Source organism: Mesorhizobium sp. YR577, from assembly GCF_900116595.1.
In the GTDB taxonomy this organism is placed as follows: domain Bacteria; phylum Pseudomonadota; class Alphaproteobacteria; order Rhizobiales; family Rhizobiaceae; genus Mesorhizobium_M.
Genome location: NZ_FPBI01000022.1, coordinates 1 through 20878 on the forward strand (window position 1 = coordinate 1; position 20878 = coordinate 20878).

Here is a 20878-nt window from a genome sequence, read left to right on the forward strand (position 1 = left end):
TGGTCCGTGCCAGACCTCGCCGACCGAGGCATGAAAGGCACGATCACCATCAAATAGTCCGATGGAGTGGAGCCGACTTGCGGGCTATCCTGCACGGCAGGGAAGGAGCTATCCAGCTTGCAGCACGTGAAGACCAATGGCAGTGGCGGTGTGGCGGCTCTCGATGTCGCCGCGCTCAGCTATTCCTATGGCTCGAAACGCGCGCTGTCCGACGTCTCCTTCTCGATCGCACCGGCGAGCTTTACCGTGCTGCTCGGCCTCAACGGCGCCGGCAAAACGACGCTGTTCTCGCTGATCAGCCACCTCTACAACACGCGCAACGGCGCGATCCGCATCTTCGGCCACGATATCGATCGCGCTTCGGGCGAGGCGTTGCGGCGGCTCGGCATCGTTTTCCAGGCGCGCACGCTGGATCTCGATCTCAGCGTCTACCAGAACCTGTCCTACCACGCCTCGCTTCACGGCATCGGTACGCGTGATGCCCGCCAGCGTATCGACGCGCTGCTGGCGTCCGTCGAATTGAGTGATCGGCTGCATGACAAGGCGCGCAGCCTTTCCGGCGGCCAGATGCGGCGCGTCGAGATTGCACGCGCGCTGCTGCACCGCCCTTCGCTGCTGCTGCTGGACGAAGCAACTGTCGGCCTCGACATCCAGTCGCGCGCCAGCATTCTGGCCACCATAAGACGGCTCGTGGTGACCGAAGGCATCGGCGTGCTTTGGGCCACCCACCTCATCGACGAGGTTGACGACGGCGATCATGTCGTGGTGCTGCGCGAGGGCAACCTGGTTGCCAAGGGCAGCGTCGCAGATGTCGTGAAATCGACTGGCAAGCAGACGATCCGCGAAGCGTTTTCGCAACTGAGCGGGCTCGACGCGCGCAAGGCAACGGGGGCGCAGACATGAGCACGGCCTTGCCCACAAACGCGACCGGCGCCGGCATCGTGCCCGTGCGCTCGAAACCCTACAGGCTGGTCAACTATCTCATCTGCCTGAAAGGCATTCTGCTGCGCGAGGGCCTGCGCTTCATCCACCAGCGCGAGCGTTTCATCTCCTCGCTGGTCCGGCCGTTGCTGTGGCTGTTCATCTTCGCCGCCGGCTTCCGCCAGGTGCTGGGCGTCTCGATCATCCCGCCCTACAAGACCTATGTCCTCTATGAGGTCTACATCACGCCTGGCCTCTGCGGCATGATCCTGCTGTTCAGCGGCATGCAGTCATCGCTGTCGATGGTCTATGACCGCGAGATGGGCAATATGCGCACGCTGCTGGTCAGCCCCTTCCCACGCTGGTTCCTGCTGGTGTCAAAGCTGCTCGCCGGCGTCACGGTCTCGATTGCGCAGGTCTATGCGTTTCTGGTCGTCGCCTGGTTCTGGGGCGTGAAGGCCCCCCCCATCGGCTATGTCATAGTGCTGCCAGCGCTGTTTCTGTCCGGGCTGATGCTGTGCGCGCTCGGCATGCTGCTGTCTTCGATGATAAGGCAGCTCGAAAACTTCGCCGGCATCATGAATTTCGTGATCTTCCCGGCCTATTTCGCCTCGCCGGCGCTCTATCCGCTGTGGCGCATCCAGGAATCGAGCCCCCTGCTCTACAAGATCTGCCTCGCCAACCCGTTCACCTATGCCGTCGAATTGGTGCGCTTCGCCTTCTACGGCCAGATCGACTGGCTCTCGCTGGCGGTGGTTCTCGGCTGCACGCTGCTGTTCCTTGGCGGGGCGATCATCGCCTACGACCCATCGCGCGGTCTCATGAACCGCAAACAGGATACGGGAGGAAATGCCTGATGAGACGAACCGGCCCTGTTCGCTGCCTGACAGCCATTCTGCTGGCCTCCAGCTTCTCCAGTTCAGCGCTTGCTGCCGCCAACAATGATCCCGACTGGCCCTGCATCCAGCGCAAGGTGCCGGAACTTTCGCTCGGCCAGATATGGAACGGACCAGACCTGCCCGAAGCGTCGAAAGACTGGTCGAATGACGAGGATATCTCTGACCGTGTGAAGGAACTGGCGGCCCGGCGCCTGCCGCTTCCGGAAGCGCAGAAGGAGATCAAGGAGTTCGCCGCTACTCTGCCGCCAGAGAAGCTGGAGCCGCAGTTGACCATGCTGGTTCAGGGGCTGTTCGACCACATGAACGCCGAGCGCTCGCATGTCATTTCCGGCATTGCCCGCTATGCGCACAAGCAACTGGAAATGGCGACCGCGCTGCGGAAAGAGTCGTCCGATGTCGATGCATTGCGCAACAAGCCTGATGCCGACCAGAATGAAGTGACGAAGCGCACCGATCAACTGACCTGGCAGACGCGCGTGTTCGAAGAGCGCGTGCAATCGCTGACCTATGTCTGCGAGGTGCCGACATTGATCGAGCAGCGGCTGTATCAGCTCGCCAAAACGGTCGCGGAAACCCTTCCCAAGAAGTGATTTAGCTCAGCCGCGTCTCACTTCCGGGTCAGGATAGAGCTTTCCGAACAGCGGCAGATACATCGCGCCCTTGCGCATCAGGAAATCATGGAACGTCGCCATCGCCGGCGAGATTGCGTGGTCGGTGCGCATGACGGCGAACCATTGCCGCCGGATCGGCATGCCGGCGACATCGAGAATGACGAGCCGCCCCGCTTCCACCTCGAACGCGATAGTGTGCGCGGAGATGAAGGCGATGCCCAGCCCCGCCATCACCGCCTGCTTGATCGTCTCGTTGGAATCCATCTCGATGCCGAGATCGTCGAGCCGTCCGGGCAGTTCGCTCAGGAAAATCTCCAGCGAAATGCGCGTGCCGGAACCCGGCTCGCGGATCAGGAAGTTTTCGCGCGCGATGCGCTCCTTGGAAATATCGCGCGCCTTCGCCAGCGGATGCTCCGGGGCAGCGATGATCACCAGCGGATGATCGCCGAACGCCGACGCCCGCACCGGCACGTCCTTCGCCGGCCGGCCCATCAGCGCGATATCGACCTCATGGTTCTTCAGGCGGGCGATGGTCTCTGCACGGTTGCCGATGGCAAGCCGCATATCGATGTCGGGATAATCCTTCATGAAGGCCGCCATCATCCTCGGCGCGAAATATTTGGCCGTCGAAACCACGCCGAGCCTCAGGCTGCCGGTGCGCACGCCCTTGATCGCGTCGATCTGGTCCGCCAGCAGCCGCATGCGTTCCTCGATCGCCTGCGCCGTGTCGACGAAGGCCAGACCTGCGGCAGTCGGACGCATACCTTCATTGGTGCGATCGAAGAGCTGCAGGCCAAGTTCTTCCTCGATCTGCCGCAACTGGATGGTGATCGCCGGCGGCGAAAGTCCCAACACCTTGGCAGCATTGATGATTTTGCCGTGGGAGACGATGGCTTCGACGGCCCGGAACTGCTTGAGGGTCAGGTTGCGCATACAGCATAATAAGAGAATTTTACTGACTAGGTAAAGTTATTAAATTTTACTTATCCTCATCGCTTTGCTCTCATTCCCCTGTGCCTGACCACTCCAACCGGAACAGGCGGAGGAGACGACAATGACTGTGGCAACCCTTGATGCGGTTCTGAATTCCTATGTCGGCAAGGAGCAAGACGATCTGCGCGCGGCGGTTGCCGCGACGGTTCGCCAGCTCGCACAGGCCGCGGTCAAGGTCCGCCACACCATTAATCAGGGCGTGCTCGGCAAGGCCTTCGCTGGAACCCGCGGCGGCTTCAACGCCGACGGCGACGCCCAGAAGGACCTCGACGTCTACGCCGACGACATCTTCCTTGACGCAATGCGCCACGCACCCGTCGCCCTCTACGCTTCCGAAGAGTTGGAGCAGCCGGTCCTGCTCAACAAGGATGCCCCGATCTGCATCGCCATCGACCCGCTCGACGGCTCGTCCAACATCGACACAAATGTTTCTATCGGCACGATTTTCTCGCTCCTCCCTGCAACTGGCGCGCCGGACGGCAACCCGGCCGCCACTTTTTTGCAGCCGGGCGAAAAGCAGATCGGTGCCGGCTTCTTCATCTACGGCCCGCAGCTGGCGCTCGTGCTCTCGCTGGGCAGCGGCACGCATGTCTTCGTCCAGTCGACACGGTTAGGCACCTTCGTCCAGGCCTATGAGAGCCGGATCGTGCCAACCCGCGCGCATGAATTCGCCATCAACGCCGCCAACTACCGCCATTGGGACGAGGCCGTCCGGCTTTATGTCGACGACTGCCTGAAGGGCAGCGAAGGCCCGCGCGAGCGCGACTTCAACATGCGCTGGATCGCCTCGCTGGTCGCCGACTGCTACCGCATCCTGATGCGCGGCGGCGTCTTCCTCTATCCGGGCGACAAGCGCCGCGGCTACGGACAAGGCCGGCTGCGCCTCGTCTACGAGGCAAACCCGATCGCCTACCTGATCGAACAGGCCGGCGGCGCGGCCACCGACACGATCGGCCGCATCCTCGAAATCGAACCGAACAGCCTGCACCAGCGCGTGCCGGTGGTTTTCGGCTCGGCCAAGGAAGTGGCGCGCATCACCCGCTACCACACGGATCCGTCGAGCATTGGCGAACGCTCGCCGCTGTTCGGCAATCGCGGCCTGTTTCGCGCCTGATCGGGAGAATTCAGCATGTCAGCCAAGCACCCGATCATATCGATCACCGGCTCTTCAGGCGCGGGAACGACCTCGGTCAAGCGCATCTTCGAGCAGATTTTCCGGCGTGAGAACATCGACGCCGCCTTCATCGAGGGCGACGCCTTCCATCGCTATGACCGCGCCGCGATGAAGGAAAAGGTCGCCGAGGAGGAAAAGAGGGGAAATCCAAACTTCACCCATTTCAATGCCGAGGCCAACGAACTCGAAACCCTGCAATCGGTTTTCGAGGAATATGGCCGCCGCGGTTCCGGCAAGACCCGCACCTATGTCCACGACGAGGAGGAAGCCAAGCTCTACGGCCAGCCTCCCGGCACCTTCACGCCATGGCGCGAATTCGAGCCAAGCAAGCTGCTGTTCTACGAAGGGCTACATGGCTGCGCGGTGACCGATAAGGTCGATCTGGCGAAGTTCGCCGATCTGAAGATCGGCGTCGTGCCGGTCATCAATCTCGAATGGATCCAGAAGATCCATCGTGACCGCACCACGCGCGGCTATTCGACCGAAGCGGTGATGGACGTGATCCTGCGCCGGATGCCGGACTATATCCGCTACATCACGCCGCAATTCACGCTGACCGACATCAATTTCCAGCGCGTGCCGATCGTTGACACGTCGAACCCGTTCATCGCGCGCTGGATACCGACGCCGGATGAATCGATGCTGGTCATCCGTTTCGCCAGGCCGCGCGGCATCGACTTCCCCTATCTGCTGTCGATGATCCACGACAGCTTCATGTCGCGAGCAAATTCGATCGTCGTGCCGGGCAACAAGCTCGACCTCGCCATGCAGCTGATCCTGACCCCGCTGATCCTGCAACTGATCGAACGCCAGAACCGGATGTCGTGAGGAGTGATGAAGATGAGCACCTGCAGAACGCCCCCTCGCCCGATTTCATCGAGACTTCAACGCATGATCGAGATCCTTGCACGAGGGCTCGCTGACCTTCTCTGCCCAGTGGTCGAGAGACCGATACCAGTGAGGATCCACTCGCGGACCCGGAGGAACGTGTCATGAGCCAGACCGCCATCAGGACCGCCCCCGAAACCGCCGTTTCCGAACGCGACATGGCCAATGCCATCCGCGCGCTGGCGATGGACGCCGTGCAGAAGGCCAATTCCGGCCACCCCGGCATGCCGATGGGCATGGCCGATGTCGCGACGGTGCTTTTCAACCGCTTCATCGCCATCGATCCATCAAACCCCCGCTGGCCCGACCGCGACCGTTTCGTGCTGTCGGCCGGACATGGCTCAATGCTGCAATATGCGCTGCATTACCTGCTCGGCTATGACGACATGCCGATCGAGCAGCTGCAGAGCTTCCGCCAGCTGGGCAGCCGCACCGCCGGCCACCCGGAATATGGCCACGCGCTCGGCATCGAGACCACCACCGGCCCGCTCGGCCAGGGCATTTCCACCGCCGTCGGCATGGCATTGGCGGAACGCATGCTGGCTGCGCGCCACGGCGACGATCTCGTTGACCACCACACCTATGTCATTGCCGGCGACGGCTGCCTTCAGGAAGGCATCAGCCATGAGGCGATCGACCTTGCCGGCCATCTGAAGCTCGACCGGCTGATCGTTTTCTGGGACGACAATTCGATCTCCATTGACGGGCCGACCTCGCTCTCGACCTCGATGAACCAGCCGGCGCGATTCGAAGCAGCCGGCTGGCATGTCCAGTCGATTGACGGCCACGACCCGGGGGCAATTGCCGAGGCGATCGAGAATGCCCGTCAATCCGACCGCCCCTCGCTGATCGCCTGCAAGACCTTGATCGGCAAGGGTGCGCCCAATCTCCAAGGGTCGGAAAAGACCCATGGCGCGCCGCTAGGCGATGCCGAAATCGCCGCCACGCGCGAAAATATCGGCTGGGCCTCTGCCCCGTTCGATGTGCCGGCAGACATCCTCGATGCCTGGCGTGGAATAGCCGCGCGTGGGCAAGCGAAGCGCCGCATCTGGGAACAGCGCCTCGACGGCTCGCCACAGCGCGAGGTTTTCGAGGCTGCCATAGCCGGCGAGCTGCCTGACGCCGTTTTCGAAGCACTCAACGCCTTCCGCAAGGAGCATTTCGAGAAGGCGACTAAGGTCGCCACCCGCAAGGCCTCCGAAATGGCACTCGGCACGATCAACACTGCAACCGACCTGACCGTCGGCGGCTCAGCTGACCTGACCCATTCGAACCTGACCATCACCAAGGGCATGAACCGCGTCGCGCCAAGCGACTATGCTGGTAGCTATATCCATTACGGCATCCGCGAACACGGCATGGCCGCAGCCATGAACGGCATCGCGCTCCATGGCGGCTTCGTGCCCTATGGCGGCACGTTCCTCTGCTTTGCCGACTATGCGCGCGGCGCAATGCGGCTGTCGGCGCTGATGGGCCAGCGCGTCATCTATGTCATGACGCATGATTCCATCGGGCTCGGCGAAGACGGCCCCACCCATCAGCCCGTCGAGCATCTGGCGATGCTGCGCGCGACGCCGAACCTGAACCTCTTCCGCCCCGCCGATATCATCGAGACGGCGGAGTGCTGGGAACTGGCATTGAAGTCCAAGGACCGGCCGAGCGTTCTCGTGCTGTCGCGCCAGAACCTGCCGATGCTGCGTCAGGCGCATAGCGATGAGAACCGCTCGGCGCGCGGTGCCTATGTTCTGCGCGAGACGGACGGCCCGCGCGCCGCCACGCTGATCGCCACCGGCTCGGAAGTCGAGATCGCGGTTGCAGCCGCTGAAAAGCTGCAGACCGAACATGGACTTGCTGCTGCCGTCGTTTCGATGCCCTGTTGGGAACTCTTCGAGGAACAGGACGCGGATTACCGCAAGTCGGTTCTCGGCTCGGCACCGCGCGTTGCGGTGGAAGCTGCCGCTCGCCTCGGCTGGGACCGCTGGATCGGTGACAATAGCGCTTTCGTCGGCATGACCGGCTTCGGTGCCAGCGCGCCTGCACCCGATCTCTATCGGCATTTCAACATCACGCCTGAAGCGGTCGCAGATGCGGCCCGGCGGCTCATCATCTGAACGGGAGGGAGAATTGGCAGTTCGCGTCGCAATCAACGGATTTGGCCGGATCGGCCGCAACATCCTGCGTGCCATCATCGAGTCCGGGCGGACCGATATCGTGGTGGTCGCAGTGAACGATCTCGGCCCGGTCGAGACCAACGCCCACCTGCTGCGCTATGACTCGGTGCACGGTCGCTTCCCCGGCACCGTCACGGTCAAGGGCGATACCATCGAGGTCGATGACCTGCCGCCGATCAAGGTCACGGCCATCCGCAACCCGGCCGAACTGCCGCACGCCGAACTCGGCGTCGACATCGCGCTGGAATGCACCGGCATCTTCACCTCGAGGGAGAAGGCGTCCGCCCACCTCAACGCCGGCGCCAAGCGTGTCCTCGTTTCGGCACCTGCCGACGGCGCCGATCTCACGGTCGTCTACGGCGTCAATGACGACAAGATCACCAGCGATCACATCGTCATCTCCAACGCCTCCTGCACCACCAACTGCCTCGGGCCTGTCGCCAAGGTGCTGAACGACGCCATCGGCATCGAACGCGGCTTCATGACGACGATCCATTCCTACACCGGCGACCAGCCGACGCTGGACACGATGCACAAGGATCTCTACCGCGGCCGCGCCGCCGCCCTCTCCCAGATCCCGACCTCGACGGGTGCGGCCAAGGCTGTCGGCCTGGTGCTGCCGGAACTCAACGGCAAGCTCGACGGCGTCTCGATCCGAGTGCCGACCCCGAATGTCTCGGTCATCGATTTCAAATTCGTGCCGAAGCGCCCGACCACCGTCGAGGAAGTCAACGCGGCGATGATCGCGGCGACCAAGGGCCGGCTGAAGCACATTCTATCGGTCGTCGATGAGCCGTTGGTCTCCATCGACTTCAACCACAATCCGGCCTCGTCGTCTTTCGCGCTCGACCAGACCAAGGTCATCGAGGGCACGCTGGTCCGGGTCATGTCCTGGTACGACAACGAATGGGGCTTTTCGAACCGCATGGCCGACACCGCCGTCGCCATCGGCCGGACGATCGAAACCACCAAGCAAGACATCAGAACGAAAGAGGAGGCCTGAGCCATGGCGCGCATCACGCTGAGACAACTGCTCGACCACGCCGCCGAACATGGCTACGGCGTGCCGGCATTCAACATCAACAACATGGAACAGGGCCTCGCCATCATGGAGGCGGCCAAGGCCTGCGACGCGCCGGTCATCATCCAGGCGTCACGCGGCGCGCGCTCCTACGCCAATGACATCATGCTGGCCAAGATGATCGACGCGCTGGCCGAGATCTATCCACAGATACCGGTCTGCATGCATCAGGACCACGGCAACAACGAAGCCACCTGCCTCACCGCCATCCGCCACGGCTTCACCTCGGTGATGATGGACGGCTCGCTGGAGGCCGACGCCAAGACGCCGGCGAGCTATGATTACAATGTCGCCATCACCGAGCGCGTCTCGCGCATGGCCCATTGGGTCGGCGCATCGGTGGAAGGCGAACTCGGCGTGCTCGGCTCGCTCGAAAGCGGCCATGGCGAGGCCGAGGATGGCCACGGCGCAGAAGGCGTGCTGTCGCACGACCAGTTGCTGACCGATCCCGACCAGGCCGTGGATTTCGTTGCCCGCACCAAGGTCGATGCGTTGGCAATCGCCTGCGGCACCTCTCACGGTGCCTACAAGTTCACCCGCAAGCCCGATGGCGACATTCTTGCCATGCGGGTCATTGAGGAGATCCACCACAAGCTGCCGAACACCCATCTCGTCATGCACGGCTCCTCCTCGGTGCCGCAGGAATTGCAGGACGTCATCAACAAGTTCGGCGGCGAGATGCCCCAGACCTACGGCGTCCCGGTGGAGGAGATCGAACGCGGCATCCGCCACGGCGTGCGCAAGGTCAACATCGACACCGATTGCCGCATGGCGATGACCGGCCAGTTCCGCCGCATCGCCACCGAGAACCCGAACGAGTTCGACCCGCGCAAATTCCTGAAACCGGCGATGGACGCCATGCGCGACCTATGCCGCGACCGGCTGGAGCGCTTCGGCACCGCCGGCAACGCCTCCAAGATCAAGGTCATCGCGCTCGACGAGATGGCCAAACGCTACGCCGCGGGAAAACTCGACCCGCATATCGCGGCTGCCAAGGCAGCATGAAGCAACCAGAAGGAGATTTGTCATGAACAAGGTGGACATAAACACGACTGGAACGCTCAAGGAAGGCAAGGAGCGCTATCGCTCCGGTGTCCTCCCCTACAAGCAGATGGGTTACTGGGAGCCGGACTACCGGCCCAAGGACACCGACCTGATAGCGATGTTCCGCATCACGCCGCAGCCAGGTGTCGACCATGAGGAGGCAGCCGCCGCGGTCGCAGGCGAAAGCTCGACGGCGACCTGGACCGTCGTTTGGACCGATCGGCTGACCGCCTGCGAGCTCTACCGCGCCAAGGCTTATCGTTCCGAACCGGTGCCCAACACCGGCCCCGGCACCAAGACCGAACAGCAGTACTTCGCCTACATCGCCTACGACCTCGACCTGTTCGAGCCCGGCTCGATCGCCAATCTCACGGCATCGATCATCGGCAACGTCTTCGGCTTCAAGGCGGTGAAGGCCTTGCGTCTGGAAGACATGCGCATCCCTGTCGCCTACCTGAAGACCTTCCAGGGCCCGGCGACCGGCATCGTGGTCGAGCGCGAGCGGCTCGACAAGTTCGGCCGGCCGCTGCTCGGCGCCACGACCAAGCCCAAGCTCGGCCTTTCCGGCCGCAACTATGGCCGCGTCGTCTATGAGGCGCTGAAAGGCGGGCTCGATTTCGTCAAGGACGACGAGAACATCAACTCGCAGCCCTTCATGCATTGGCGCGACCGCTTCCTCTACTGCATGGAGGCGGTGAACAAGGCGTCGGCTGCGACCGGCGAGGTCAAGGGCCACTATCTCAACGTCACCGCCGGCACCATGGAGGAGATGTACGAACGCGCCGAATTCGCCAAGCAGCTCGGCTCGGCCATCATCATGATCGACCTCGTCATCGGCTACACCGCTATCCAGTCGATGGCCAAGTGGGCACGCAGGAACGACATGATCCTGCACCTGCACCGCGCCGGCAACTCGACCTATTCGCGCCAGAAGAACCACGGCATGAACTTCCGCGTCATCTGCAAGTGGATGCGTATGGCCGGCGTCGACCACATCCATGCCGGCACCGTCGTCGGCAAGCTCGAGGGCGACCCGCTGATGATCAAGGGCTTCTACGATACGCTGCGCGAGGAACGCACGCCGCAGAACCTCGAGACCGGACTGTTCTTCGACCAGGAATGGGCCTCGCTCAACAAGGTCATGCCTGTGGCCTCCGGCGGCATTCATGCCGGGCAGATGCACCAGCTCATCCACTATCTCGGCGAGGATGTGGTGCTGCAGTTCGGCGGCGGCACCATCGGCCATCCCGACGGCATTCAGGCCGGCGCAACGGCCAACCGTGTGGCGCTGGAAGCGATGATCCTCGCCCGCAACGAGGGCCGCGACTATCTGCGCGAAGGCCCGCAAATCCTCGAAGACGCGGCAAAATGGTGCTCGCCGCTGAAGGCCGCACTGACGACCTGGAAGGACGTGACCTTCAACTACGAATCGACCGACACCGCCGATTTCGTGCCGACCGCGACCCCGAGCTTCTAAGGAAGGACCATAGCCATGATGACCAATCCCGGAAACAAGGTCACGCAGGGACAGTTCTCGTTCCTGCCCGACCTGACCGACGCGCAAATCTCGGCGCAGATCAAATACGCACTGAAGAACCACTGGGCCGTGAGCGTCGAATATTCCGACGATCCGCATCCCCGCAATACCTATTGGGAGATGTACGGCAATCCGATGTTCGACCTGAAGGATCCCGCCGGCATCCTGATGGAAATCAACAATTGCCGCAAAGCGCTGCCCAATATGTACATCCGCGTCACCGCATTCGACTCGAGCAAGGGCTGGGAAGCGCCGCGCATGTCGTTCATCGTCAACCGGCCGCCGAACGAACCGGGCTTCCGCCTGCTGCGCCAGGAGCGCGACGGCCGCAGCCAGGGCTACTCCATCGTTCCCTACGCGACCGATCGGCCCGAAGGCGAGCGATCGTAGCAGCCGTTTGCAACGCTGCTCCAGCGATTGGAGCAGCGTTGCCAGGCGGTTTCCCGGCACAAACAGGAGTGCGCCATGTTGAGCAGCTTGGATCAGGCGGCCGTCGGCGACGATGAAACGGTCAATCTGCAGGAGGAGTTCGAAGCATCGAACATCGATGACGTGTTCGACAAGCTCGACCGTGACCTTGTCGGGCTGGTACCCGTTAAGACACGCATCCGCGAAATCGCTGCCCTCCTGCTCGTCGACCGCTTGCGCCGCAAATTCGGCATTTCCGCCGAAACGCCGACCTTGCATATGAACTTCACCGGCAATCCCGGCACCGGCAAGACCACGGTGGCGCTGCGTATGGCGGAGATTCTGCACCGGCTGGGCTATGTGCGCGAAGGACATCTGGTTTCGGTCACCCGCGACGATCTTGTCGGGCAATATGTCGGGCACACGGCGCCCAAGACACGCGAAGTGATCAAGCGCGCCATGGGCGGCGTGCTGTTCATCGACGAGGCCTACTATCTCTACAAGCCCGAAAACGAGCGGGACTACGGTCAGGAGTCCATCGAAATCCTGTTGCAGTGCATGGAAAACAACCGCGACGATCTCGTCGTCATCCTCGCCGGCTACAAGGACAAGATGGACCGCTTCTTCAACAGCAATCCGGGCATGCGCTCGCGCATTGCCCATCATCTCGATTTCCCCGACTATAGTCCCGTCGAACTCAAGTCGATTGCCGAGATCATGCTGGCTGGCCAGAATTACCGGTTGAGCGAAGGTGCGGCGGCGGCACTGGAGGAGTATATCCCTCTCAGGATGAAGCTGCCCCACTTTTCCAACGCCAGGTCGATCCGCAACGCGCTCGACCGGGCACGCCTCCGGCAGGCCAACCGCCTGTTCGCCGGGCGGAGCGAAAAATTGACCAGGCTCGATCTGATCACAATAGAAGAGCCGGATATCCGCGGCAGCCGGGTTTTCGTGGAAGGGAAGCTCGACGGCGATCCGGTTGACGGCGCGGTTCCTTGAGGCGTCGCAATCGGTAAGGCAATGTGACTGGCAAACGCCGTGCAAATAAGGTGAGAACGAGACATGACCGCCAACACAATCATCGCCCCCTCAGTCCTGTCCTCCGACTTTTCGCGCCTCGGCGATGAGGTCGAGGCGGTGGTCCGCGCCGGCGCCGACTGGATTCATCTCGACGTCATGGACGGCCATTTCGTGCCGAACATCACCTTCGGCCCGCCAATCATCAAGGCCATTCGTGATCGCACCGACAAGGTCTTCGATTGCCATCTGATGATCGCGCCCGCCGACGCTTACTTTGCGGCATTCGCCGATGCCGGCTGCGATATCATTACGGTTCATGCAGAGGCGGGCCCGCATCTCGACCGTTCTCTGCAGGCGATCCGCAATCTCGGCAAGAAGGCCGGCGTTTCGCTCAACCCGTCGACGCCCGAAAGTGTCATCGAATATGTGCTCGACCGGCTCGATCTCGTGCTTCTGATGACGGTCAATCCCGGCTTCGGCGGCCAGGCCTTCATTCCGGCCGTGGTTGAGAAGGTGAAGCGCGTCAAGGCGCTGATCGGCAACCGCCCGATCGACATCGAAATCGACGGCGGCGTGACGCCGGAAACCGCGCCGCTGGTCACTGCAGCGGGCGCGAACGTCCTCGTCGCCGGCTCGGCTGTCTTCAAGGGCGGCGCCGAGGCCGCCTACCGCGCCAATATCGCTGCCATTCGCGAGGCGGCGGATGGCGCCGTGCGCAAAGCGGCGTAAGATTGATCAGGAGGGCACCATGGCATCAACGCCGCCCGTTTGCGATTTCGGATGGCCGGCTGTCGATGCCACGCTTCGCGGCACCGACGGCAAATCCCATTCGCTGTTCGATCAGGCCGGCCCGAACGGGCTGGTCATCGCCTTCATCTGCAACCATTGCCCCTATGTGAAAGCCGTCATCCAGCGCATCGTGCGCGACGCCAGCGACCTGAAAAAGGAAGGCATCGGCTTCGTCGCCGTCAATTCCAACGATGCGAACGCCTATCCTGACGATTCCTTCGACAAGATGAAGCTCTTCGCCGCCGAGAACCGCTTCACCTTCCCTTACCTCCACGACGAGGATCAAACCGTCGCCCGCGCCTATGGCGCTGCCTGCACGCCGGATTTCTTCGGTTTCAACAACGACCTGACTCTGCAATATCGCGGCCGCCTTGACGCCTCGCGCAAGGAAGCCGGACCGCCAGGCCTCAGGCGCGATCTCTACGAGGCCATGAAGCAGGTCGCCCGCACCGGCGACGGTCCGGTTGAACAAATCACCTCGATAGGTTGCTCCATAAAATGGAAGGAGACCGCATGAGCGGCGAGACGGGAACTTCCCTTGCCTTTCCCAAGGCAATCATCTTCGATCTCGATGGGACGCTGGTCGATTCCGCGCCCGATATAGGTGCTGCCGTCAACGAGCTTCTGGCGACGCGCCACCTGCCGCCGCTTTCGCTGGCGCAAGCCAAATCGATGATAGGACATGGCGTCAAAAAGCTGGTCGAACGCGCCTTTACGGCATCGGGAATGCCGCTCTACGGCGCAGCCCTTGAGCAGGCTAACCGCGACATGGCGCCGATCTATCGGCGGCATCTCACCAAGCTAACCACCCTCATGCCGGGCGCGAAGGAGACGGTCGCGCATTTCCACGTTGCCGGCGTAGCCCTTGGCGTTGCCACCAACAAGCCGCAACTGGCGACCCGCGAGGTCCTGCTGCATTTCGGATTTACCGACCAGCTTGGTGCGATCGTCGGCGGCGATGCCGTCAGCCACCAGAAGCCTGCGCCCGACTCGCTGTTCCTGGCCCTGGAGCGGCTTCGCGTCGAGCCGGCCGACGCACTGATGGTCGGCGACAGTTCGGCAGATGTCGGGGCAGCACGCGCCGCCGGCATGGCGGTCGTTCTGGTACGCGGCGGCTATACGCAGGTTCCGGTGGAAGAACTCGGCGCCGATATGGTCTGTGACAGCCTGCTAGACTTGCCGACCGCCCTGCAAGGGCTTCGAAGCGCCGCCTGACCCCCGCCGCCTCATACGAGAACTGCCGCCCCCGAGGGAGCCTCGGGAGCGGCGCTCGTCAACCTTGTGGTTACGGCGTGAATTGCTTCAGATATGCGACGACATTGGCGATATCGTCATCCGACTTCAAGCCGGGGAACGCCATCTTCGTGCCTGGAACTTTCGCCTTCGGATCATGCAGATAGTCCTTAAGATGGGCCTCGTCCCAGACGAGCCCACCCGCACCCGCAGCGACCATGGCCGGCGAATATTTGAACCCCTCATGGGTTCCCGCCGTCCGGCCGATCAGGCCGTGCAGCGAAGGCCCGATCTTGTTCTTGTCTTCATCGGCGACATGGCAGGCCTTGCATTTGGCAAAGACCTTCTCACCGGCGGCTGCGTCCTGCGCTTGGGCGTGGCTGACCAGCATGCTGGCGGTGGATAGGGCTGCGAAAAGTACAATTGAGCGCATGGTATTTCCCCATTGATCGTCAGGGTGCCCTGAACGACGGGCGATGCCGCTCTTTTCCTCCCGCCGGCTCGCCCTTTTGATGCGGGTATGCGGAGTATCCAGCCATCCCTTGTTGGAATTGCGGCACTCGCGACAAGGGAAGCTAGTCGGTGAATGCCGGAAGTCAATCATACCAAGGTGCTGCCCTGCGCATTTGCGCCAAGTGAAACAAGTTCCCTTCGGCCATCGTTATTGACGCAATAAGGGTGAACGCGTAGCCTTTCCCAAGGTTTCCCAATGGCACCTTGGGGAAACGCGGGCAACGGGCGATCGGAACCGGATGTGACATCCGCCGGGCCGATCATGGGCGAGCGCCAACAGTGGCGAAAGGTGCTGAAATGGATATGGTCGATCTCGTCCTGACGGTTTGCCTGACCGCAAACCCCGGCAATTGCCGCGACGAACATCTCTATTTCGAGAGCCATGGCTCTCTCATGCAATGCATGATCCTGGCTCCGGCCGAATTGGCAAAATGGTCGAGCGAGCACCCGACGTTCAAGATCGTTCGCTGGAAATGCGCATTCCCCGACAAGGGGCGCGCGATCTGACTGCGGATACCTGATCCATCGGCCTGTCTTTGGGAGGAGACGATTTGCTGATTTCACGACGCAACATCCTACGACTGGCAGCTCTCGGGCTGACCGGCGTCTTTGCGTCGCGCTGCGGCTCCGGCTATGCCGCCGGCAAGGTTCGCATCGGCGTGTTGAAATTCGGCACGGTCAGCTGGGAGCTGGACACCATAAAACAGCACCAGCTCGACACCGCCAACGGCATCGAGCTGGACGTCGTCAATTTCGCTGGTGAGGATGCCACCAACGTCGCTTTGCTCGCAGGCGAAGTCGACATGATCGTTTCGGACTGGCTGTGGGTCTCGCGCCAGCGCTCGTCCGGCGAAGACCTGACGCTGGTGCCCTATTCGACCGCGGTCGGCGCAATCATGGTCAAGCAGGATTCGCCGGTCAAAACCGTCTCCGACCTCAAGGAAAAGAAGATCGGCGTCGCTGGCGGGCCGATCGACAAGAGCTGGCTGCTCATCCAGGCCATGGCCAAGCGCGACTTCGAGGTCGACCTGCCGACTGAGAACGACATCGTCTACGGCGCACCGCCGCTGCTTGCCGAAAAGGCGATGGATGGCGAACTCGATGCTGTGCTGAACTTCTGGCATTTCTGCGCGCGTCTCGAAGCCAACGGCTTTCGCCGTCTAGTCGGCGCGAATGAAGCAGCAAAGGCACTGGGTGCAACTGGCGCGGTGTCAGCCCTGGGCTACATTTTCCACGAGAAATGGGCGCAAGAAAACCAGGCCGCCGCCATCGGTTTCGTCAAGGCTTCCGCCGCTGCGAAGCAACTGCTGGCGCAATCGGACGGGGAATGGCTTCGCCTCGCACCGCTGATGCGCGCGGAAGGCAAGGAACTCGAAAAACTTCGCGACCGCTACCGCGAAGGCATTCCGACGCGGCCGATTGCGGAAGAAGAAGCCGACGCCGCAAAATTGTATGCCGTGCTCGCCGCGGTCGGTGGCGAGAAGCTCGTTGGAGAAGCGCGCGAAATGGCACCGGGCACGTTCTGGTCGGGATTGACCAGATGACGCTGCGCGAAGCGAATTCCGAGGACCAGCAGAGCCAGCCGGGCAGGTCATCCAGTAATTCAAGCGCCCTCGGACAAGCGCTGACGCCCGCACTGACAGTCCTGATCTCGCTGGTCGGCCTCTTCCTGCTGTGGAGCCTCGCCGCAACGATGTGGCCGAGCAGGGCCTTTCCGCACCCCGGTCAGGTCTGGCAGGTTCTGGTCAAGGACACCGTAAGTGGCGAGTTACCATACCATCTCGGCATGACGCTCGCCCGCGTCGCCGCCTCGTTCGTGCTGGCGATGACGATCGGTTCCGTCATCGGCATCGCCCTCGGCAGCTATCGGCGCGCCGACCAGTTCTTCAACGCCTGGGTCATCCTGTTCCTGAACGTGCCGGCGCTGGTCATCATCGTGCTCGCCTATATCTGGTTCGGCCTCAACGAAGTCGCGGCCATCGGCGCCGTTGCCGTCAACAAGATACCGAATGTCATCGTCACCATGCGCGAAGGCGCTCGTGCGCTTGATCCGCGCTATCGCGAGATGGCACAGGTCTATCGCTTCAGCGCGCTCGACCGTGTCCGCCACGTTCTCCTGCCGCAGCTTCAGCCCTATTTCGCCGCAGCGTCCAGATCCGGTATCGCGCTGATCTGGAAGATCGTGCTGGTGGTCGAACTGCTCGGCCGCTCCAACGGCGTCGGCTTTCAGATCTATCTCTACTTCCAGCTTTTCGACGTCGCCGCGATCCTTGCCTACACGCTGACTTTCGTCGCGATCATGCTCCTCATCGAACTTCTTCTGGTGCAGCCCTTTGAACGACATGCAACCCGTTGGCGCCGTCGCCCCGCTTAGGGTGGACATAGCCGAAAAGACCTTCCGCTCGGCGCAAGGCGTATCGGTCACGGCGCTGAAAGATCTGTCCTTCGAAGTCCGGCATGGCGAATTCGCTTGCCTGCTCGGACCATCGGGCTGCGGCAAGACGACGACGCTGCGCATTCTGCTCGGACTCGAAAAAGACTTTAGCGGCTCGTTTCGACTGCCCGAAGGCGAACACAACCGCGTCGCCGCCGTCTTCCAGGAGCCGACCCTCCTGCCCTGGCGCACCGTCGAAGAAAACATCCGCCTGGCGCTGCCCAAGAGCCTGAGGCAGGCAAATCTCGATTCCCTGTTCCAGACCCTTGGCCTGTCGACGATGCGCTCGCTCTATCCATCCGAGCTTTCGCTCGGGCTTGCGCGCCGCGTGGCGCTGGCGCGCGCCTTTGCCACCGAGCCAGCGGTGCTTTTCCTCGATGAGCCCTTCGTTTCGCTCGACGAGCAGACGGCGGAGCGGCTGCGTTATCTCCTGCTATCCGTCTGGTCGGCCCGGCCGACGACGGCGCTGATGGTGACGCACAATGTGCGCGAGGCGCTGATGCTGTCGGATCGCATCATCGTTCTGTCGCCCCGCCCCGGCCATGTGCGCGGGATCTTCGATGTGCGTTTGCCGCGGCAATATCGCAACCCGCAGGTCATGAGCGATCTCGGACGTTCCTTTCGCGAAAAGTTCGCGGATGTGTTGTGATGCCGGCAGGAACGAACAGGAAAGGCTGAGCCATGAGAACCGATCTTTTCCGGCGGCAAGTGGTCAAGGGATTTGCCTGTGTAGGCGCCGGCGCTTTCCTGCCGCCTTGTTGCCTGCCGGCGATCGCCGCCGGCCGCGATTTCATGCTCAAGAACATTGGTGACGGTATCTACGCTTTCTCCGGCGTGAACGAGTTGATGACGGAGACCAACCAGGGCGCGATCTGCAATCTCGGGGTCATCGTCGGCAAGGAGGCCGTTGCCGTCGTCGACAGCGGCGGCAGCATGATCGAGGCCGAAGCCTTCATCGCTGCGATCCGCGAGGTCACCGACAGACCGGTCAAATACCTGATCAGCACGCATATGCACCCCGACCATATTTTCGGCAACGCCGCCTTCCGCGACATCGGCGCAACGATCGTCGGTCATCACAACCTGCCGCGCGCTTTGGAAGCACGAGGTGAGTTCTACCTTCAAAGCTACCGCAACCAGATCGGCGAAGGCTTGATGAAAGGCATCGAGATCGTGCCGCCGACGGTCGTCGTCACCGACCCGATGACGCTAGACCTCGGCGGACGCAGCATCGAGTTGCGCGCCTGGAAGCCCGCCCATACCGACAATGATCTCACCGTTTTCGACACCGCAACCAGGACGTTCTTCACCGGCGACCTCGTCTTCAGGGGTCACCTGCCGACGCTGGACGGTTCCTTTCTCGGCTGGATAGATCAGCTTGGCACGTTGACGGATATCAAGGCTGCACGCGCCGTTCCGGGCCATGGCCCGGTTCCATCGGACTGGCCGGACGCGCTTGTTCCTGAGCTTCGCTATTTCCAGGCGCTGGCCACCGATCTGCGCGAGGCCATTGCCGGCGGTACGCCGCTCAGCGAGGCAGTGCAGACAGCCGGCTTGAGCGAGAAGGACAACTGGGCGCTTTTTGACGAATACAACCAGCGCAACGCCACCGCCGCCTATGCCGAACTCGAATGGGAATGACACGGTAAGGTGAAAGACAGCCCGTTTGCCAAGGCATCGATCGAGGACTATGATTTTATCAGCCTGGGCACCACCTCTCGACCTGGTGGAGGCATTGGAATGCACATTTTACGTCACGCGCGAATAGCGGCGGTAGCGGCTTGCCTTGTCGGCATGGCCGGCAGCTTGCCGGGGGCAGCGTATGCGGAAACCGCCAGCCCGCCCGCCAGCAAGATATGGGACGGGTTGAAGCCGGATGTCTTCGGCGACCGCGCGATCCAGCTCGACACCGGCCTCCTCAGGCTTGAGGCACCCAAGCGCGCGCAGGACGCAGCCCTTGTCCCGATCGATATCTATATCGACCCGGCAAAGGCGCCGGACGGCGTGAAAGCCATAACCGTCATCGTCGACGTCAATCCCGCCCCGGTCGCGGCGACGTTCCAGTTCGGCAAGGATTCCGGCATCACCCATCTGGCAACGCGCATGCGGGTCAACGACTATTCCTACATCCGCGCGATTGCCGAGACGCAGGATGGCCAGCTCCATATGGTCCAGACCTACGTCAAGGCATCCGGCGGCTGCTCGGCACCGGCGGTCAAGAACGCGGACGAGGCGAAGAAGACCATGGGCCAGATGAAATTGCGCCAGTTCGCGGAAGATGCCTCGAGCGGCGCCAAAGTCCCGGAATTGCAACTGATGATTCGTCATCCGAACAATTCGGGACTGCAGAAGGACCCGATCACCCAGTATTTCATCCCGCCGCATTTCGTCCAGAAGCTGCTGATTTCTCAAGGGAATCGCCAGATCCTGAGTATGGAGGGTGGTATCTCGATTTCCGAGGATCCGAATTTCCGCTTCGACTACAAGCCGGCCGGAAGTGACGAAATCCGCGTCGAGGCAACCGACACCGACGGCAACGTGTTCCGCAACCAGTGGCCGCTGGAGGCGACCGGCCTATAAGCTCTTGAGAACTCGCTCTGCCGCGTCAGATGGCCGGCAGAGTAGAGCAGGCAGCCTCTCAGAAGCAGCGGATGTCGGCTTCCGCCTGCGCCCTCTTCAGCTCGGTGAGGGACGCCTTTGCCACCGCGCTCTCCTTGAACAGCCCGGACGCCTCGCCCGTGGTCAGGCCCATGCGCTTGAAGGTCTCAGCCGTGACGTAATGGTCATAGGGAATGACCGAGGCGATCACGTCGATCGAGCATGAGCAGCGATCGAGCATGTCGCGGGTTTCGCCGTTGGATTTCATGCAGCCATAGACATAGTCGGCCAGGGCAGAGGTGGGATAGTCGCTCTCCGCATAGGACGGGACGATTCCCGCCAGGGTGACGGCCGTAGCCAGAAAGATCGGCAATCTCGAAAACATGGTCAAATCCTCCCGTGTTTTGCCAGTTGGCAATATGTGATCCGATCGGTCAACTTGCCATATAGGACCAAAGGAGGATGTGGCGATCGGGCCCCTGAAAGCTCTGGATGGGCGTCAAATGCCTCTAAAGACCCTGTTTCGGCGGCATGCATCGCAACCATAAAAAATCGAAATCAAGC

23 protein-coding genes are annotated in these 20878 nt (G+C 62.0%); 20 read left to right on the forward strand and 3 right to left on the reverse strand.

Translation table 11 applies throughout. From position 1 onward, the window contains the following. The first annotated feature begins 117 nt into the window (after positions 1-117). Genes BM413_RS25240 through BM413_RS25250 form a run of 3 tightly spaced genes read left to right on the forward strand, consistent with a single transcriptional unit; the run spans position 118 to position 2410 of the window. Positions 118-903, forward strand: coding sequence for an ATP-binding cassette domain-containing protein (locus BM413_RS25240; protein WP_091917622.1), 786 nt, complete (start codon positions 118-120; stop codon positions 901-903). After that, the gene (locus BM413_RS25245; protein WP_091917623.1) at positions 900-1778 is read left to right on the forward strand and encodes an ABC transporter permease; all 879 of its coding nucleotides are present in this window, start codon (positions 900-902) and stop codon (positions 1776-1778) included. Before BM413_RS25240 ends, BM413_RS25245 begins: the two co-directional genes overlap by 4 nt. Then, complete coding sequence (locus tag BM413_RS25250) at positions 1778-2410, forward strand: hypothetical protein (protein ID WP_091917624.1); 633 nt, start codon at positions 1778-1780, stop codon at positions 2408-2410. Before BM413_RS25245 ends, BM413_RS25250 begins: the two co-directional genes overlap by 1 nt. Before the next feature lie 6 nt (positions 2411-2416). Here the strand turns inward: BM413_RS25250 and BM413_RS25255 are convergent, their stop codons facing one another. Further along, complete coding sequence (locus tag BM413_RS25255; protein WP_091917625.1) at positions 2417-3364, reverse strand: LysR family transcriptional regulator; 948 nt, start codon at positions 3362-3364, stop codon at positions 2417-2419. A gap of 121 nt (positions 3365-3485) precedes the next feature. On the opposite strand from BM413_RS25255, the gene BM413_RS25260 reads away from it, so the two are divergent. The 11 genes from BM413_RS25260 (at position 3486) to gph (ending at position 14751) form a co-directional block, all read left to right on the forward strand. Next, positions 3486-4538, forward strand: coding sequence for a class 1 fructose-bisphosphatase (locus tag BM413_RS25260; protein ID WP_091917626.1), 1053 nt, complete (start codon positions 3486-3488; stop codon positions 4536-4538). 15 nt (positions 4539-4553) lie between these two features. After that, complete coding sequence (locus tag BM413_RS25265; protein ID WP_091917627.1) at positions 4554-5426, forward strand: phosphoribulokinase; 873 nt, start codon at positions 4554-4556, stop codon at positions 5424-5426. A gap of 164 nt (positions 5427-5590) precedes the next feature. Beyond that, entirely contained in the window at positions 5591-7597 is a 2007-nt protein-coding gene (tkt, locus tag BM413_RS25270) for a transketolase (RefSeq protein WP_091917628.1), read from the forward strand. Between the two features lie 13 nt (positions 7598-7610). Beyond that, on the forward strand, positions 7611-8660 hold the full coding sequence (gene gap, locus BM413_RS25275; protein ID WP_091917629.1) for a type I glyceraldehyde-3-phosphate dehydrogenase: 1050 nt from the start codon (positions 7611-7613) through the stop codon (positions 8658-8660). Between the two features lie 3 nt (positions 8661-8663). Further along, positions 8664-9743 (forward strand): class II fructose-bisphosphate aldolase, encoded by a 1080-nt coding sequence (fba, locus tag BM413_RS25280; RefSeq protein ID WP_091917630.1) that lies wholly within the window; start codon positions 8664-8666, stop codon positions 9741-9743. A 22-nt stretch (positions 9744-9765) separates the two neighbouring features. Next, positions 9766-11259, forward strand: a complete 1494-nt coding sequence (locus BM413_RS25285) for a ribulose-bisphosphate carboxylase large subunit (protein WP_091917631.1) — start codon at positions 9766-9768, stop codon at positions 11257-11259. A gap of 15 nt (positions 11260-11274) precedes the next feature. Further along, positions 11275-11709, forward strand: a complete 435-nt coding sequence (locus BM413_RS25290) for a ribulose bisphosphate carboxylase small subunit (RefSeq protein WP_091917632.1) — start codon at positions 11275-11277, stop codon at positions 11707-11709. A gap of 75 nt (positions 11710-11784) precedes the next feature. Further along, positions 11785-12726 carry a CbbX protein gene (gene cbbX / locus BM413_RS25295; RefSeq protein WP_091917633.1) on the forward strand — a complete coding sequence of 314 codons (942 nt, stop codon included), beginning with the start codon at positions 11785-11787 and terminating at the stop codon, positions 12724-12726. A 63-nt stretch (positions 12727-12789) separates the two neighbouring features. After that, on the forward strand, positions 12790-13476 hold the full coding sequence (gene rpe / locus BM413_RS25300; protein ID WP_091917634.1) for a ribulose-phosphate 3-epimerase: 687 nt from the start codon (positions 12790-12792) through the stop codon (positions 13474-13476). Between the two features lie 19 nt (positions 13477-13495). Next, a complete protein-coding gene (locus tag BM413_RS25305; RefSeq protein ID WP_091917635.1) occupies positions 13496-14053 on the forward strand; it encodes a thioredoxin family protein in 558 nt (185 codons plus the stop codon). Then, positions 14050-14751, forward strand: a complete 702-nt coding sequence (gph, locus tag BM413_RS25310; RefSeq protein ID WP_091917636.1) for a phosphoglycolate phosphatase — start codon at positions 14050-14052, stop codon at positions 14749-14751. Before BM413_RS25305 ends, gph begins: the two co-directional genes overlap by 4 nt. 70 nt (positions 14752-14821) lie before the next feature. On the opposite strand, the gene BM413_RS25315 is transcribed toward gph, so the two are convergent. Then, positions 14822-15202: a c-type cytochrome gene (locus tag BM413_RS25315; RefSeq protein ID WP_091917637.1), complete on the reverse strand. Its 381-nt coding sequence runs from the start codon at positions 15200-15202 to the stop codon at positions 14822-14824. A gap of 377 nt (positions 15203-15579) precedes the next feature. On the opposite strand from BM413_RS25315, the gene BM413_RS25320 reads away from it, so the two are divergent. The 6 genes from BM413_RS25320 to BM413_RS25345 all read left to right on the forward strand — a co-directional run bounded on the left by BM413_RS25320 (position 15580) and on the right by BM413_RS25345 (position 20296). Beyond that, complete coding sequence (locus tag BM413_RS25320; protein WP_091917638.1) at positions 15580-15789, forward strand: hypothetical protein; 210 nt, start codon at positions 15580-15582, stop codon at positions 15787-15789. 44 nt (positions 15790-15833) lie between these two features. Further along, the gene (locus BM413_RS25325) at positions 15834-16826 is read left to right on the forward strand and encodes an ABC transporter substrate-binding protein (protein ID WP_091917639.1); all 993 of its coding nucleotides are present in this window, start codon (positions 15834-15836) and stop codon (positions 16824-16826) included. Then, complete coding sequence (locus BM413_RS25330) at positions 16823-17656, forward strand: ABC transporter permease (RefSeq protein ID WP_091917640.1); 834 nt, start codon at positions 16823-16825, stop codon at positions 17654-17656. Before BM413_RS25325 ends, BM413_RS25330 begins: the two co-directional genes overlap by 4 nt. Beyond that, positions 17625-18365 (forward strand): ABC transporter ATP-binding protein, encoded by a 741-nt coding sequence (locus tag BM413_RS25335; protein WP_091917641.1) that lies wholly within the window; start codon positions 17625-17627, stop codon positions 18363-18365. Before BM413_RS25330 ends, BM413_RS25335 begins: the two co-directional genes overlap by 32 nt. Before the next feature lie 32 nt (positions 18366-18397). Beyond that, positions 18398-19357: a quinoprotein relay system zinc metallohydrolase 2 gene (locus BM413_RS25340; RefSeq protein ID WP_091917642.1), complete on the forward strand. Its 960-nt coding sequence runs from the start codon at positions 18398-18400 to the stop codon at positions 19355-19357. 99 nt (positions 19358-19456) lie between these two features. Continuing rightward, complete coding sequence (locus BM413_RS25345) at positions 19457-20296, forward strand: quinoprotein dehydrogenase-associated SoxYZ-like carrier (RefSeq protein WP_091917643.1); 840 nt, start codon at positions 19457-19459, stop codon at positions 20294-20296. 58 nt (positions 20297-20354) lie between these two features. Here the strand turns inward: BM413_RS25345 and BM413_RS25350 are convergent, their stop codons facing one another. Continuing rightward, the gene (locus BM413_RS25350) at positions 20355-20699 is read right to left on the reverse strand and encodes a hypothetical protein (protein WP_162931579.1); all 345 of its coding nucleotides are present in this window, start codon (positions 20697-20699) and stop codon (positions 20355-20357) included. Positions 20700-20878: the final 179 nt, after the last annotated feature.

Bases quoted from the DNA above. Each gene is read 5' to 3' on its own strand.
- BM413_RS25245 (WP_091917623.1), top strand. From the start codon at position 900: ATGAGCACGGCCTTGCCCACAAACGCGACCGGCGCCGGCATCGTGCCC.
- BM413_RS25250 (WP_091917624.1), top strand. From the start codon at position 1,778: ATGAGACGAACCGGCCCTGTTCGCTGCCTGACAGCCATTCTGCTGGCC.
- BM413_RS25255 (WP_091917625.1), bottom strand. From the start codon at position 3,364: ATGCGCAACCTGACCCTCAAGCAGTTCCGGGCCGTCGAAGCCATCGTC.
- BM413_RS25260 (WP_091917626.1), top strand. From the start codon at position 3,486: ATGACTGTGGCAACCCTTGATGCGGTTCTGAATTCCTATGTCGGCAAG.
- BM413_RS25265 (WP_091917627.1), top strand. From the start codon at position 4,554: ATGTCAGCCAAGCACCCGATCATATCGATCACCGGCTCTTCAGGCGCG.
- tkt (WP_091917628.1), top strand. From the start codon at position 5,591: ATGAGCCAGACCGCCATCAGGACCGCCCCCGAAACCGCCGTTTCCGAA.
- fba (WP_091917630.1), top strand. From the start codon at position 8,664: ATGGCGCGCATCACGCTGAGACAACTGCTCGACCACGCCGCCGAACAT.
- BM413_RS25285 (WP_091917631.1), top strand. From the start codon at position 9,766: ATGAACAAGGTGGACATAAACACGACTGGAACGCTCAAGGAAGGCAAG.
- BM413_RS25290 (WP_091917632.1), top strand. From the start codon at position 11,275: ATGATGACCAATCCCGGAAACAAGGTCACGCAGGGACAGTTCTCGTTC.
- cbbX (WP_091917633.1), top strand. From the start codon at position 11,785: ATGTTGAGCAGCTTGGATCAGGCGGCCGTCGGCGACGATGAAACGGTC.
- rpe (WP_091917634.1), top strand. From the start codon at position 12,790: ATGACCGCCAACACAATCATCGCCCCCTCAGTCCTGTCCTCCGACTTT.
- BM413_RS25305 (WP_091917635.1), top strand. From the start codon at position 13,496: ATGGCATCAACGCCGCCCGTTTGCGATTTCGGATGGCCGGCTGTCGAT.
- gph (WP_091917636.1), top strand. From the start codon at position 14,050: ATGAGCGGCGAGACGGGAACTTCCCTTGCCTTTCCCAAGGCAATCATC.
- BM413_RS25315 (WP_091917637.1), bottom strand. From the start codon at position 15,202: ATGCGCTCAATTGTACTTTTCGCAGCCCTATCCACCGCCAGCATGCTG.
- BM413_RS25320 (WP_091917638.1), top strand. From the start codon at position 15,580: ATGGATATGGTCGATCTCGTCCTGACGGTTTGCCTGACCGCAAACCCC.
- BM413_RS25330 (WP_091917640.1), top strand. From the start codon at position 16,823: ATGACGCTGCGCGAAGCGAATTCCGAGGACCAGCAGAGCCAGCCGGGC.
- BM413_RS25335 (WP_091917641.1), top strand. From the start codon at position 17,625: ATGCAACCCGTTGGCGCCGTCGCCCCGCTTAGGGTGGACATAGCCGAA.
- BM413_RS25340 (WP_091917642.1), top strand. From the start codon at position 18,398: ATGAGAACCGATCTTTTCCGGCGGCAAGTGGTCAAGGGATTTGCCTGT.
- BM413_RS25345 (WP_091917643.1), top strand. From the start codon at position 19,457: ATGCACATTTTACGTCACGCGCGAATAGCGGCGGTAGCGGCTTGCCTT.
- BM413_RS25350 (WP_162931579.1), bottom strand. From the start codon at position 20,699: ATGTTTTCGAGATTGCCGATCTTTCTGGCTACGGCCGTCACCCTGGCG.